Origin of the sequence: Paludibacterium purpuratum, from assembly GCF_004363805.1 — a bacterium.
Classification (GTDB): Bacteria; Pseudomonadota; Gammaproteobacteria; order Burkholderiales; family Chromobacteriaceae; genus Paludibacterium; species Paludibacterium purpuratum.
The window spans coordinates 57,914-71,074 of the sequence record NZ_SNZP01000013.1 but is presented as its reverse complement, the minus strand read 5'-3'; the positions used below and the strand labels follow the sequence as shown (position 1 = coordinate 71,074).

Here is a 13,161-nt window from a genome sequence, read left to right as displayed (position 1 = left end):
GCTGCCAGGCAGTTATTTCCACTCCTCTTGACTTAATGCAAATATTGCATTGATCAATTCGCAACACGAATAGTTTACTGCAACGCAAAAAAAACGCCACAAGCTGTGGCGCATCTCGCTCGAGGCGCTAAGGCCTCATAACGGCAGACGGTCGATCAGACTACGTATTGCCGCCTCGAGGCCACCATCCTGATCCAGCGTCTGCTCGCCGCGCCAGGCCGGTTGGTCGGTGCCGGTGGCACGCAACGACAGGTAGGGGACGTCCACCACTTGATCGACAGGCGGCGCCCAATAGGGACCGTAGCGATAGGGTGCCGGATCGGCGACGATCTGCTGGCGCGTCAAAACCTGGAAGCACAGCTGATAGTCCGCCTTGCCCCGGGCTTCTTGCCAGCCGTGCAACGCCAGCCGGGTGTGGATGTTTTCCACCAGCGACGGTGAGGCATTGTCCGGCAAACAGGTCAGTTGATAGGTCGGCTCGGCGGCAGCGGCAACATAGCTTGCCAGCAGCATGAGCGCCCCCGGCAAAAGCAAGCGTTTATTCATCGGCATTCTCCCTTAGTCCCAATAACCGGCTTGAGCATAGACCGCTTTCAAATAATCGATGAAGTGCCGCACGCGCTGCGGCAGGAATTTTCGTTGCGGCACCACGGCGTAAACCGGGTAGTCGGGCGAGGAATAGTGATCGAGCACACTGACCAGCCGGCCATCCGACAAGTCGTCCTTGACCTCCCACAGCGAGCGCCAAGCCAGTCCCCTGCCCTGCAAGGCCCAATCGTGCAGCACGGCGCCGTCGTTGCACTCCAGCATGCCGCTGACCCGTAGGTTGATCTGCTCGCCGTCGACCACGAAGCGCCAACCGCGGCTCTGGCTTTCGCCCAGGGTCAAGCAGGCATGGCGGGCCAAATCGTCCAGCGTCCGCGGGATACCGTGCCGGGCGAGATAGGCGGGCGCGGCAACCACCACGCGGCGATTCTGCGCCAACCGCACCGCAACCAGGTTGGAATCCGACAAATCGCTGATGCGGATGGCACAGTCGATCGGGTCGCGCAACAGATCGACCATACGATCGGACAGGTCGAGCGTGACCTTGATGTCGGGGTTGGCCTGTTGGAAGGCGGCGGCATGCGGCGCGACATGGCGCCTGCCGAAGCCGGCCGGCGCGCTGATGCGCAAATGGCCACGAGCACGGGCGCTGCCGGAGGCAACCGCCGCCTCCGCCTCCGTCAATTCGGCCAGAATGCGCAGGCAGTCCTCGTAGAAGGCACTCCCCTCCTGCGTCAGTGTCAGACTACGCGTCGTGCGCACCAGCAGCTTGGCGCCCAGCCGCTCCTCCAGGGCATCCAACCGCCGCCCCATCACCGCCGGCACCACGCCCTCACTGCGCGCAGCGGCGGACAGGCTGCCGTGCTTGACCACCGCGACAAAACTTTCCAGTTGCTTGAGGCTGTCCATTAGTTACTAAAAAGTAAAAGATGTTATGGCATTTTAGCTCTTTTTTTATCACATCGAGGTCACTAAACTGGGTTATCGCATTTTCATAAAAAGCACAGCACGAGAGGAAGCATTATGTCGACAACATTGCCACAGGGCGTCGCGATCAACGCGCAGGTAACGCCGGAATTCGCCAGCATACTAACCCCCGACGCATTGGCGCTGGTGGCGGCACTGCACCGCCAGTTCGAGCCGCGCCGCCGCGAGCTGATAGCAGCGCGCGTCACTCGCCAAGCCGAACTGGATGGCGGCCGGCTGCCCGACTTCCTGGCGGAAACCGGCCACATCCGCACAGGCGACTGGAAAATCGCACCGCTACCGGCGGATCTGCTGGATCGCCGCGCTGAGATCACAGGCCCGGTAGAGCGCAAGATGATGATCAATGCGCTCAACTCGGGCGCCAAGAGCTTCATGGCCGATTTCGAAGACTCGAACTGCCCGAGCTGGGAAAACCAGATCACCGGCCAAATCAACGTGCGCGATGCTTATCGCAAGACCATCGCCTGGACGAGTCCGGAGGGCAAGGCCTACCGCCTGAACGACACCATCGCCACACTGATCCTGCGTCCGCGCGGTTGGCACCTGATGGAAAAGCACGTGACGGTGGACGGCGAACAAGTCAGCGGCGCGATTTTCGATTTCGCGCTGTCGTTCTTCCATAACATCCATTATCTGACCGCCAACGGTTCGGCGACCTACTACTATCTGCCCAAGATGGAAAGCCACCTGGAAGCCCGGCTGTGGAACGACATCTTCGTGGCGGCGCAAGGCGCGCTCTCGGTGCCGCGCGGCACCATCAAGGCGACGGTGCTGATCGAGACCATCCTTGCCGCCTTCGAAATGGACGAGATCCTGTATGAACTGCGCGAGCATAGCTCGGGGCTGAACGCCGGGCGCTGGGACTACATCTTTAGTTGCATCAAGAAGTTCAAGAACAACCGCGACTTCTGCCTGGCCAACCGCGGCCAGATCACCATGACCGTCCCGTTCATGCGTGCCTACAGCCTGCTGCTGCTCAAGACTTGTCATCGCCGCAACGCCCCGGCGATCGGCGGCATGGCGGCACTGATTCCGATCAAGAACGATCCGGTTGCCAACGAAAAGGCACTGGCGGGCGTAAAGGCCGACAAGGATCGCGACGCGGCCGACGGCTACGACGGCGGCTGGATCGCACACCCGGGACTGGTGCCGATCGCGTTGGAAGCCTTTAGCGCCGTATTGGGCGAGCAACCGAACCAGATCGGCAAGCAGCGGCCGGATGTCGAGGTCAAGCCAGCCGATCTGATCAATTTCCAGCCGGAAACGCCGATTACCGAAGCCGGGCTACGCATGAACATCAACGTCGGCATCCAGTATCTCGGCTCATGGATTTCGGGCAACGGCTGCGTGCCGATCCACAATCTCATGGAAGACGCCGCCACCGCGGAAATCTCGCGCTCGCAGATCTGGCAATGGATCCGCTCGCCCAAAGGCGTGCTGGACGATGGCCGCAAGGTCACGGTCGAACTGTTCCGCCAACTGCAGGAGGATGAGGTAGGCAAGCTCAAGGCAGAGTACGGCGCACGCTGGACCAAACAGTACCAAGATGCGGTCGAAATGTTCGATATGCTCACCACTTCCGACCGCTTCGTGGAGTTCCTGACACTGCCTGGTTACGAGTACCTGTCATAACGCACTTGTCTCAACGGCCAACATGTCGCTAAATTAATGACGAGATCAACTGAACGATCTCGTCATTTTTTTGTCCAGACGAGTTCCCTTATTGACAGCGAGATGCCATGAAACCCATGCACGCCCTGATCGGCGGCACCCTGCTACTGGCCGCAGCGTTGCCCGCCACGGCCGAAGAGGCCGCCACGCAGCTCGAATTGACCGCTTCCAGCCAGCGCGAAGTCGCCAACGACCAGTTGGATGCCACCCTGTACGTCCAGGAAACCCAGTCGCAGCCGGCCACACTGGCCGATAGCCTGAACCGCAAGTCCGCCGCCGCCATGGCCGTGGCTCGCGGCTACAGCGCGGTTCAAGCGACGAGCGGGGCCTATTCGAGCTGGCCGCTGTACGACAAGAACAACCAGATCAAAGGCTGGCAGGGGCGGGCGGAAATCCACTTGAGGAGCCGTGATTTCGTACAGGGGGCCCAACTGGTCGCCAAGTTGCAGCAGAGCATGCTTTTAGGCAATGTAGACTTCAGCGTATCGGATCAGATGCGCAAAACCGTCGAACAACAGATGCTGCCGGAAGCCATTTCCCAGTTGCAGGCGACCGCCAAGATCGCAGCCGGCGCGCTAGGTAAAACAAGCGTCAGCGTGCGCGAGCTGTCGATCGGCAACGGCGGCAACGGGCCGCGTCCGCTGATGGCGATGATGGCCAAACGCGGCATCGCCAGCACCGAAAGCGTCGCCGCACCCGACTGGCAGGCAGGCACCACCATGCTGCAATTGCAGGTCAGCGGTAAGCTGGATTTGAAGTAAGTCGGTTTGCAGGCTCTTCCGGGGCGGCGACGCTTGCGCTAAAGTAAGTCGTCGCTCCGCAAGTCGGATGAATCATCAACCCGGTTTGAACCTCTTATGAAACTGATCGCTTCGCTCACCAGCCCCTATGCCCGCAAGGTGCGTATCGTGCTGGCGGAAAAGAAAATCGACTGCCCGATCGAGGTCGACATTCCCTGGAATGCCGACAGCAAAGTGCCCGACTACAACCCGTTGGGCAAGGTGCCGGTACTCGAACTCGACGACGGCATGACACTGTTCGATTCGCGCGTCATCGTCGAATATCTAGACAACGTTTCGCCGGTTCAGCGGCTGTTGCCGGACGGCAACCGTCAACTGATCCAGACCAAGCGCTGGGAAGCGCTGGCCGACGGCATCATCGATGCCGCGGTGGCGATCTTCCTGGAGAAGAAACGTCCGGCAGTCCAACAAAGCCAGGAATGGCTCGATCGTCAGCACGGAAAGATCGATCGCGGCCTGGCGGCGCTATCGCACGACCTGGGCGAACGACCGTGGTGCCACGGCGACGGTTACAGCCTGGCGGACATCGCCGTAGGCTGCTGCCTGGCCTACCTGGACTTCCGCTTCCCCGATATTCAGTGGAAGGATGCCTATCCCAACCTGCTCGCCTTGCAGCAAAAGCTGGAAACGCGCCCGTCCTTCGTCGACACCTGCCCGCCGTCGGCTTGATACGTTTTGCGTGACCGAAACGCGTGCCCTCACCTCTCGTCCGAGGGGAAAGGGGCGCGCGAACGACAAATGTCGACCTGTTAAGACTCTTCCTAGCTATTCGCGATCAACAGAACACTAGAATCTCACGGCCGCATTGCCTTCATGCGGATCGTTCGCATCAAAATAAGGAGAAATCGCCATGAAAGTTCTATCGTTCTGCCTGTCGTTGGTGCTTGCCGGCACCAACGCGCTCGCGTATGCCGACACCAACTGCAAGCCGACCACACAAGCCGAAATCGCCGGCTTATTCGACCGCTGGAATGCCTCGCTGCAAACCGGCGACCCGGCAAAGGTCGCCGCCAACTACGCACAGGGCTCGCTCCTGCTCCCGACGCTGTCTAACAAGCCCCGGCTGACGCAGGCGGAAAAGATCGACTATTTTGAGCATTTCCTGGTCAAGAAGCCGGTCGGTCAGATCGACCAGCGCGTCGTTAGCATTGGCTGTAATTCGGCGCTGGATAGCGGCCTATACACGTTCCGCTTCGGCGACGGCAGTCTCGCGCACGCGCGCTACACCTTCACCTACGACTACGATGGCAAACAGTGGCTGATCACCAGCCACCATTCGTCGTTGATGCCGGAGAAGCGTTAACCCGCCCCGGATAGGTAGGAATCCCCGCCCTACCGGTCTCATGACCGGCTGGGCGGGGAGAAAGATCAAGCAGACAGTTCAAGCATCAAGCGGTTGATGCGTTTGACGAAGGATGCCGGATCGTCGAGCTTGCCCCCTTCGGCCAGCAACGCCTGGTCGTACAGCACCTGGGCCAAGTCGGCCGCGCGCGCCTCGTCGGCCTCCGACGACAACCGCTGCACCAGGACATGCTCCGGGTTGATCTCGAGCACCGGTTTGACGTCGGGCACATCCTGGCCCGCCGACTTGAGCAGGCGCTCCAGATGCGCACTCATATCGTGCTCGCCCACCACCAAGCAAGCAGGGCTATCGGTCAACCGCGCGGTAGCGCGTACTTCCTTGACCCGCTCGCCTAGTGCCGCGGCGATGCGGCCGATCACCGGTTTGGCAGCCTCTTCGGCTTGTTGCTGCGCGACTTTATCGGCTTCGTCTTCCAGCGCGCCCAGATCGAGTTCGCCCTTGGCGACCGACTGCAGCGCCTTGCCTTCGAAGTCGTGCAGATGGCTACCGACCCATTCGTCGACCCGGTCGACCAACAGCAGGACTTCGATACCCTTCTTCTTGAAGACTTCCAGGTGCGGGCTATTCTTGGCCGCGGCCAGCGTTTCCGCGGTGATGAAGTAGATCTTCTCCTGACCTTCCTTCATGCGGCCGACGTAATCGGCCAACGAAACGTCGGCGGCGTCGCTCTCGCCGGCAGTGGAGTGGAAGCGCAGCAATTTGGCGATGCGCTCCTTGTTGGCGAAGTCTTCGCCCACGCCTTCTTTCAGCACTTGGCCAAACTCGCGCCAGAAGCTGGCGTACTTGTCGGCATCGTTCTGTGCCAGGTCGTCGAGCATACCGAGCACTTTTTTGATGCAACCGGCGCGGATGGCGTCGATATCCTTCGATTCCTGCAGGATTTCACGCGATACGTTAAGTGGCAGATCGCTGGCATCGATGACCCCGCGCACGAAGCGCAGGTAATGCGGCATCAGCTTTTCCGTATCTTCCATGATGAACACGCGGCGGACATACAGTTTGACGCCCTGCTTGCGTTCGCGGTCGTACAGATCGAACGGGGCACGCGATGGGATGTACAACAACTCGGTGTATTCCTGGCGTCCTTCGACGCGAGCGTGGCTCCATGCCAGCGGATCGCTGAAGTCGTGCGCCACATGCTTGTAGAACTCGCGGTATTGTTCGTCGCTGATCTCGCTCTTGGCGCGCGCCCACAGTGCGGAGGCCTGGTTGACCGCTTCGAATGTTTCCTCGGTCTCGGCGGCTTCCTTGCCCTCTTCGTCCGCGGTTGCGACGGTCTTCATCTCGATCGGCAGCGAGATATGGTCGGAATAGGTGCGCACGATGTGGCGCAGACGCCAGTCGTTGAGGAACTCGTCCTCGCCCTCTTTCAAATGCAGCACCACTTCGGTACCGCGATTCGGCTTATCGACGGCTTCCAGCGTGTATTCGCCGTGGCCGGTCGACTCCCAGCGCACACCGCTCTCGGCGGCGGCACCGGCACGGCGCGTGGTCAGCGTCACCTTGTCGGCCACGATAAAAGCGGAGTAGAAACCGACACCGAACTGACCGATTAGGTTGGCGTCCTTTTGAGCGTCGCCGGTCAGCGCCTCGAAGAATTTACGCGTGCCGGACTTGGCGATGGTGCCGATATGTTCGATCACCTCGTCACGGCTCATACCGATGCCATTATCGGCCACGGTCAGCGTGCGTGCCGCCGAGTCGAAGCTGACACGGATCTTGAGCTCGCCGTCCTCGTCCAGCAGCGCCGGGTTACTCATCGACTCGAAACGCAGTTTATCGGCGGCATCCGAGGCATTGGAAACGAGTTCCCGCAGGAAAATCTCCTTATTGGAATACAAGGAGTGGATCATCAGTTGCAGGAGTTGCTTCACTTCGGCCTGAAAGCCCAAGGTCTCTTTATGTGCGCTCATGGAGATTCATCGGGGTTGATCAACGATAAAGCGCAGATAGGGGCGCCTTGCCCGATTTCAATAGACGGCCAACGGCATGGTAGGGCGCGTTCGGGTAGCTACGCGCCAATTTGCGTGCGTTCGCGCGCTTAGTCCGGCCGATAGAGGATGTGGTAGGTCTTGCCGGTCCAGCCGTAACGGTGGCGGCGCTCCAACAGGAACGGCGGCGAGATACTGTCGTCGCAAGGAATAAACCCCTGGGCGGCGAACAGGCCAAGCAGCGAACTCTGCGCCAGACAATAGCACGGCGTCGTCAGATGGCCAGCCGCGGCGGCCAGCAGCCGGCGGCCGATGCCGCGACCGCGCCAGTCCTTGCCGATGTACAGCCCGCGCAGCAGCGTGTAGCCCTGATCCTGCACCAAGCGCACCACGCCGACGGCCTGCTGCCCCGACAGCGCCAACAACAGGAAGTCCGATGCCTGATAACGCCCGTCGTAACCGCCTTCGTCGTAGAGACGCACCACCGAGGCGAATTCGTAAGGCGACGCCTGGCGGATGGTGAGCGCATCGAGGTCGAACCGAAGAGGGGTTGCGTGCATAGGCATGACAGTCTTCCGCTTGCTCCGAACCCGTTGCCGGGAGAAGAGTTCAACAAGTGATGGGGGCACCATCATGCCTTCAGCTTATGAAATAGACAACACATAGACGACAAAGCCCGGCATGACAGCCGGGCTTAACACTCACAGGAGATGGATCGTTCAGGCTTTTTCCGCGCGCAACCCCGGCGGCAAGGCGAAGGTGGTGTGCTCCTCGACGCCCGGCAGTTCGGTGACCTCGCCCACGCCCAGTTGGCGGATGCGCTCGATGACCGCCTGCACTAGCACCTCCGGCGCCGATGCGCCGGCCGTGACGCCGATGCGTGTCGGGCCGTCGAACCAGGACGCCTCAAGCTGGGTGGCATTGTCGACCATGTACGCCGTCACGCCTTTGAGCGCCGCGACTTCGCGCAGACGATTGGAGTTGGAGCTGTTGGGCGAACCGACCACGATCACCAGGTCGCAAGCATCGGCCAGCGTCTTGACCGCATCCTGGCGGTTTTGCGTGGCGTAGCAGATATCGTCCTTTTTCGGACTGGCAATCGCTGGGAAACGCGCCTGCAAGGCGGCGATGATGTCGCGCGTTTCGTCGACCGACAAGGTGGTCTGCGACACGAAGGCCAGCGCATCGGCATGCACGACCTCGAGACGCTCGACATCCGCGATGCTTTCCACCAGGTACATGCGATCCGGCACCTGGCCCATGGTGCCCTCCACTTCCGGGTGCCCGGCATGGCCGATCATGATGATTTCCATGCCGGCCTTGTGCATGCGCTTGACCTCGACATGCACCTTGGTCACCAGCGGACAGGTGGCGTCGTAAACCTGCAGACCGCGCGCCTCGGCTTGCTGCCGCACCGATTGCGGCACACCGTGGGCGGAGTAGATCAGGATCGAGCCCGTCGGCACGTCGGCCAGATCCTCGATGAAGATAGCGCCCTTGTCGCGCAGTTGCTCGACCACGAAGCGGTTGTGCACCACTTCGTGACGCACGTAAATCGGCGCGCCGTACAGTTCGATGGCGCGCTCGACGATGGCGATGGCCCGATCGACCCCGGCGCAGAAGCCGCGCGGGTTGGCCAGCATGATGGTCTTATTCATCGATTCGGCTTTCTCAGACTGTCGAGCACCATCAGTGCCGCGCCGATACAAATGGCGGAATCGGCCAGATTGAAGGCCGGATAGTACCAGTCATGGTAGTAGACCTGAATGAAATCGACGACGTGGCCATAGGCCATGCGATCGATCACGTTGCCGAGCGCACCGCCCATGATCAGGGCGGCTGCCCAGCGCATCAGACAAGAGAAGTGCCCGCGCAGGATATTCCAGCCGAGCCAGCCCGATACCGCGAAGGCCAGCACGGTGAAAACATGCTTCTGCCAACCGCCGGCATCGGCCAGAAAGCTGAAGGCGGCACCGGGGTTGTAGATCAAGGTGAAGTTGAACAGCCCAGGGATCACCGCGCGGGTTTCGCCATACTGGTACGTGCCGTTGAAATACAACTTGGCCAACTGGTCGGACACGATAATCAGCAACGCGATGCCGAACCACGGCCAACGACGGACATCATGCATGCTGCCGCCCCTCGCCATGGCCGTCCAGACTGCCCACGCAGCGGTCGCAGAGGGTCGGATGCGCGGCGTGGCGACCGACGTCGGCGCGGTAATGCCAGCAGCGCTCGCACTTACCGTGGCTCGACGGCGTGACGCGGATGCGCGTGGCATTGCCCTGGGCGATACCGACGCGCGAGACGATCAGCACGTATTTCAGATCGTCGCCCAAGCTTGCCAACAACGGGAACAGCGCCGCGTCGGCCTCGATATCGACTTCGGCCTGCAGCGAAGAGCCCAGCTGTTCGCCGGCACGCAGCACTTCGATCTCGCGATTCACCTCGGCGCGCAGCGCACGGATAGCTTGCCACTTGGCCGACAGTTCGGCCTCGACCTCGGCGTCGGGCAGCGGGAACTCGTGCCAGGTATGGAACAGCGTCGACTCCTCCTCGCTGCCGGTAAACACTTCCCAGGCCTCGTCGGCGGTAAAGCACAGCACCGGCGACAGCAGCAACAGCAGCGAACGGGTGATGTGGTAGAGCGCGGTCTGAGCCGAACGACGCGCCGGCGAATTGGCGCTCGTGGTGTACAGACGATCCTTGAGGATATCGAGATAGAAGGCGCCCAGATCCTCCGCGCAGTAGACGACGATTTCCTGCATGGCGTGGTGGAAGGCATAACGGGCGTAATGCTCCCCGGCCACTTTCTCCTGCAGCGCCTTGGCTTGCGTAAGCGCATAGCGGTCGATTTCCAACATGCGCTCGAACGGCACGGCGTGATCGATCGGATCGAAGTCCGACAGGTTGGCCAGCAGGAAACGCAGCGTATTGCGCAGTCGACGATAGCTCTCCGTGGTGCGCTTGAGAATCTCTTGCGACAGGGCCATATCGCCGGAATAATCGGCGCTGGCGATCCACAGTCGCAGGATATCGGCGCCCAGGCTGCCGCAAATCTCTTCAGGCGCAATGCCGTTGCCGCGCGACTTGGACATCTTGTAGCCCTTGTCGTCCACGGTGAAACCGTGTGTCAGCAACTGCTTGTACGGCGCGCGGCCGATGGTGGCGCAACCGGTCTTGAGCGAGGACTGGAACCAGCCGCGATGCTGATCGGACCCTTCCAGATAGAGATCGGCCGGCCAGGCCAGTTCCGCACGCTGCTTGAGCACGGCGAAGTGGGTCGAACCGGAGTCGAACCACACGTCCAGCGTATCGGACAGTTTCTTGTACTGCTCGGCCTCCGCACCCAACAGCTCGCCGGCCTCCAGGCTGAACCAGGCTTCGATGCCCTGCTGCTCGATGCGCAGCGCCACTTCTTCCAGAAGCTGCGCCGAACGCGGGTGCAGCTCGCCGCTTTCCTTGTGCACGAAGAAGGTCATCGGCACGCCCCAGTTACGCTGGCGCGATACGCACCAGTCCGGGCTGTTCTTGATCATCGCCTCCAGGCGGGCACGTCCCCAGGACGGGAAGAACTCGGTGGCGTCGACGGCGCGCTGGCTGATGGCGCGCAGCGTCTCGCCGCCGTGGCCGGCACGATCCATGCTGATGAACCATTGCGGCGTGGCGCGGAAGATGATCGGCGTCTTATGGCGCCAGCAATGCGGATAGCTGTGCGACAGCTTGGTCTGGTGGATCAGCGCCCCGCGCTCGACCAACACTTCGATGATCTTGGGATTGGCATCCCATACCAGCAAGCCGGCAAACAGTTCGGTGTTCGACTTATAGCGGCCGTCGTCGGCCACCGGGTTGTTGATACCCAGTTGGTACGCCTGCCCGACCAGATAGTCGTCCAGACCATGCGCCGGCGCAGTGTGCACCAGGCCGGTACCTGCTTCGGTCGTGACGTGGTTGCCGCAGATGATCGGCACTTGGCGGTCGTAGAACGGATGCGAGAGCGCCAAAAGATCGAGTGCGGCGCCCTGTGCTTCGCCCAGCACGCGGCCGGCCTCGATGCCATAGCGCGCGAGCGTCGCTTCCGCCAGTTCCTTGGCCAAAATCAGCACGCCCTTGGCCGTCTCCAGCAATTGATAGGTCAGGCCCGGGTTGACCGACACCGCCTGGTTGGCCGGCAGCGTCCACGGGGTGGTGGTCCAGATAACCGCCATGGCGCCATGCACGGGCGCCGCGAGGCCGAAGATCTCGGCCAGGCGCGCGGTATCGACCACCTTGAAGCCGACGTCCACCGCCGGCGAAACCTTGTCCTCGTACTCGACTTCGGCCTCGGCAAGCGACGAGCCGCACTCGATGCACCAGTGCACCGGCTTTTCGCCCTTGTTGAGGAAGCCGTTGTCATGAATCTTGCCCAGCGTGCGCACGATGTCGGCTTCGGTCTTGAAGTCCATCGTCAAATAGGGGTTGTCCCAGTCGCCGAGAATGCCCAGGCGGATAAAGCCCTTCTTTTGGCGCGCCACCTGTTCCTTGGCATATTCGCGGCATAGCTCGCGGAATTTGGCGGCGGGAATCGCCTTGCCGTGCAGCTTTTCCACCATCAGCTCGATCGGCAGGCCATGGCAGTCCCAGCCAGGCACATACGGCGCGTCGAAACCGGCCAGGGTTTTCGAACGGATGATCAAATCCTTGAGCACCTTGTTGACCGCGTGCCCCAGGTGAATGTCGTTGTTGGCATAGGGCGGGCCGTCATGCAGGATGAATTTCGGTCGGCCGGCGGTCAGTTGCCGCAGCTTTTCATAGCGCTTCTGCTCTTGCCAGCGCTTGACCCAGGCCGGCTCGCGGCGGGCGAGGTCGCCGCGCATGGCGAACGGGGTGTCGAGTAGATTGACGGTCTTACGGTAGTCGATGCTCATGCCTGCTCTCGTTGCAAACTGGTCAAATAGGTTTTGGCATTGATGGCGTCGAGTTCGATCTGGGCCACCAGTGCGGAAAGGTCATCATAACGCGCTTCGTCGCGCAGTTTTTTTAGAAAACGTACCACGATGCGGCGACCGTACAGGTCGCCGGCGAAATCAAACAGGTGCACTTCCAACTTATAGTCCTGGGTACTACTCACCGTCGGATTGCGTCCCAAGCTCGCCATGCCGCCGAAACAACCCGCTTCGGTCTCGACCTCGACCACAAATACGCCGTCGAGCGCCGGCTTGCGGTGCGGCAAGTGGACGTTGGCGGTGGGGAAACCCAGGGTTCGCCCCAACTTTTTGCCGTGGATCACCCGGCCGGACAGTTGGTATGGCCGACCCAGCAAGGTCGCGGCGCTCCGAAGGTCGCCCGCGGCCAGGCGGTTGCGCACCAACGAACTGGACGCCCGCTCCCCTTCCACCAGTACCGGCGGCATCGCTTCGGTCACCACCCCGTCCGCTCGGGAGAGCATGGCGAAATCGCCGCGGCGATCGGCGCCGAACTGGAAGTCGTCGCCGATCAATAAGTAGCGCGCTTGCAGCGCGTCGCCCAGCACATGCTGCACGAAATCCTGCGCCGGCATGCGCGAAAAGCCGTGATTGAAGCGATACACGAAGACATAATCGACAAGGCCTGACTGCCGTAGAAACACCAGCTTATCGCGTAGCGTGGCGAGACGGGCCGTCGGTTCCCCACGGGCGAAAAATTCGCGCGGATGCGGCTCGAACGTTAACAACGCGGCGGGCAATTGCCTCGAATCCGCTTCGCTCCGCAAACGCTGCAGCATTTTTTGATGGCCGCGATGCACGCCGTCGAAGTTACCGATGGTCAATGCACAGGGGGACAAAGCGAAGCGGCGCGGATTTCCAAAAAATACCTGCATGAGCGGGCTCTAGTTGCATACTTA

Annotated in this window: 12 protein-coding genes; 4 read left to right on the top strand and 8 right to left on the bottom strand. The window is 61.3% G+C overall.

Annotated features, from left to right (window positions below):
• Positions 1–135: 135 nt before the first annotated feature.
• Positions 136–546 carry a hypothetical protein gene (locus DFP86_RS15255; protein ID WP_133682791.1) on the bottom strand — a complete coding sequence of 137 codons (411 nt, stop codon included), beginning with the start codon at positions 544–546 and terminating at the stop codon, positions 136–138.
• Positions 547–558: 12 nt separating this feature from the next.
• The gene (locus DFP86_RS15250) at positions 559–1,455 is read right to left on the bottom strand and encodes a LysR family transcriptional regulator (protein WP_133682789.1); all 897 of its coding nucleotides are present in this window, start codon (positions 1,453–1,455) and stop codon (positions 559–561) included.
• 114 nt (positions 1,456–1,569) lie between these two features.
• Between DFP86_RS15250 and aceB the strand changes: the two genes are divergently transcribed.
• From aceB to DFP86_RS15230, 4 genes are all read left to right on the top strand, one after another.
• The gene (gene aceB, locus DFP86_RS15245) at positions 1,570–3,165 is read left to right on the top strand and encodes a malate synthase A (RefSeq protein WP_133682787.1); all 1,596 of its coding nucleotides are present in this window, start codon (positions 1,570–1,572) and stop codon (positions 3,163–3,165) included.
• 107 nt (positions 3,166–3,272) lie between these two features.
• Positions 3,273–3,965, top strand: coding sequence for an SIMPL domain-containing protein (locus tag DFP86_RS15240; protein WP_133682785.1), 693 nt, complete (start codon positions 3,273–3,275; stop codon positions 3,963–3,965).
• Between the two features lie 96 nt (positions 3,966–4,061).
• Positions 4,062–4,673: a glutathione S-transferase gene (locus DFP86_RS15235; protein WP_133682783.1), complete on the top strand. Its 612-nt coding sequence runs from the start codon at positions 4,062–4,064 to the stop codon at positions 4,671–4,673.
• Between the two features lie 181 nt (positions 4,674–4,854).
• Positions 4,855–5,307 carry a DUF4440 domain-containing protein gene (locus DFP86_RS15230; protein ID WP_133682781.1) on the top strand — a complete coding sequence of 151 codons (453 nt, stop codon included), beginning with the start codon at positions 4,855–4,857 and terminating at the stop codon, positions 5,305–5,307.
• A 65-nt stretch (positions 5,308–5,372) separates the two neighbouring features.
• Here DFP86_RS15230 and htpG read toward each other — a convergent pair whose 3' ends face one another.
• The 6 genes from htpG to DFP86_RS15200 form a co-directional block, all read right to left on the bottom strand.
• Entirely contained in the window at positions 5,373–7,280 is a 1,908-nt protein-coding gene (htpG, locus tag DFP86_RS15225) for a molecular chaperone HtpG (protein WP_133682779.1), read from the bottom strand.
• 128 nt (positions 7,281–7,408) lie between these two features.
• Positions 7,409–7,864 carry a GNAT family N-acetyltransferase gene (locus DFP86_RS15220; protein ID WP_166642292.1) on the bottom strand — a complete coding sequence of 152 codons (456 nt, stop codon included), beginning with the start codon at positions 7,862–7,864 and terminating at the stop codon, positions 7,409–7,411.
• 153 nt (positions 7,865–8,017) lie between these two features.
• Complete coding sequence (gene ispH / locus DFP86_RS15215) at positions 8,018–8,956, bottom strand: 4-hydroxy-3-methylbut-2-enyl diphosphate reductase (RefSeq protein WP_133682775.1); 939 nt, start codon at positions 8,954–8,956, stop codon at positions 8,018–8,020.
• A complete protein-coding gene (gene lspA / locus DFP86_RS15210) occupies positions 8,953–9,429 on the bottom strand; it encodes a signal peptidase II (RefSeq protein WP_208108355.1) in 477 nt (158 codons plus the stop codon). Before lspA ends, ispH begins: the two co-directional genes overlap by 4 nt.
• Positions 9,422–12,205, bottom strand: a complete 2,784-nt coding sequence (gene ileS / locus DFP86_RS15205) for an isoleucine--tRNA ligase (protein WP_133682771.1) — start codon at positions 12,203–12,205, stop codon at positions 9,422–9,424. The genes lspA and ileS overlap by 8 nt, the downstream gene beginning before the upstream one ends.
• Positions 12,202–13,137, bottom strand: a complete 936-nt coding sequence (locus DFP86_RS15200) for a bifunctional riboflavin kinase/FAD synthetase (protein WP_133682770.1) — start codon at positions 13,135–13,137, stop codon at positions 12,202–12,204. The genes ileS and DFP86_RS15200 overlap by 4 nt, the downstream gene beginning before the upstream one ends.
• Between the last annotated feature and the right edge of the window lie 24 nt (positions 13,138–13,161).

What these genes read in the sequence shown, in the direction of transcription:
- lspA (WP_208108355.1), bottom strand. Translation starts at nt 9,429, where the DNA reads ATGCATGATGTCCGTCGTTGGCCGTGGTTCGGCATCGCGTTGCTGATT.
- DFP86_RS15230 (WP_133682781.1), top strand. Translation starts at nt 4,855, where the DNA reads ATGAAAGTTCTATCGTTCTGCCTGTCGTTGGTGCTTGCCGGCACCAAC.
- htpG (WP_133682779.1), bottom strand. Translation starts at nt 7,280, where the DNA reads ATGAGCGCACATAAAGAGACCTTGGGCTTTCAGGCCGAAGTGAAGCAA.
- DFP86_RS15220 (WP_166642292.1), bottom strand. Translation starts at nt 7,864, where the DNA reads ATGCCTATGCACGCAACCCCTCTTCGGTTCGACCTCGATGCGCTCACC.
- DFP86_RS15240 (WP_133682785.1), top strand. Translation starts at nt 3,273, where the DNA reads ATGAAACCCATGCACGCCCTGATCGGCGGCACCCTGCTACTGGCCGCA.
- aceB (WP_133682787.1), top strand. Translation starts at nt 1,570, where the DNA reads ATGTCGACAACATTGCCACAGGGCGTCGCGATCAACGCGCAGGTAACG.
- DFP86_RS15250 (WP_133682789.1), bottom strand. Translation starts at nt 1,455, where the DNA reads ATGGACAGCCTCAAGCAACTGGAAAGTTTTGTCGCGGTGGTCAAGCAC.
- ileS (WP_133682771.1), bottom strand. Translation starts at nt 12,205, where the DNA reads ATGAGCATCGACTACCGTAAGACCGTCAATCTACTCGACACCCCGTTC.
- DFP86_RS15255 (WP_133682791.1), bottom strand. Translation starts at nt 546, where the DNA reads ATGAATAAACGCTTGCTTTTGCCGGGGGCGCTCATGCTGCTGGCAAGC.
- ispH (WP_133682775.1), bottom strand. Translation starts at nt 8,956, where the DNA reads ATGAATAAGACCATCATGCTGGCCAACCCGCGCGGCTTCTGCGCCGGG.
- DFP86_RS15200 (WP_133682770.1), bottom strand. Translation starts at nt 13,137, where the DNA reads ATGCAGGTATTTTTTGGAAATCCGCGCCGCTTCGCTTTGTCCCCCTGT.
- DFP86_RS15235 (WP_133682783.1), top strand. Translation starts at nt 4,062, where the DNA reads ATGAAACTGATCGCTTCGCTCACCAGCCCCTATGCCCGCAAGGTGCGT.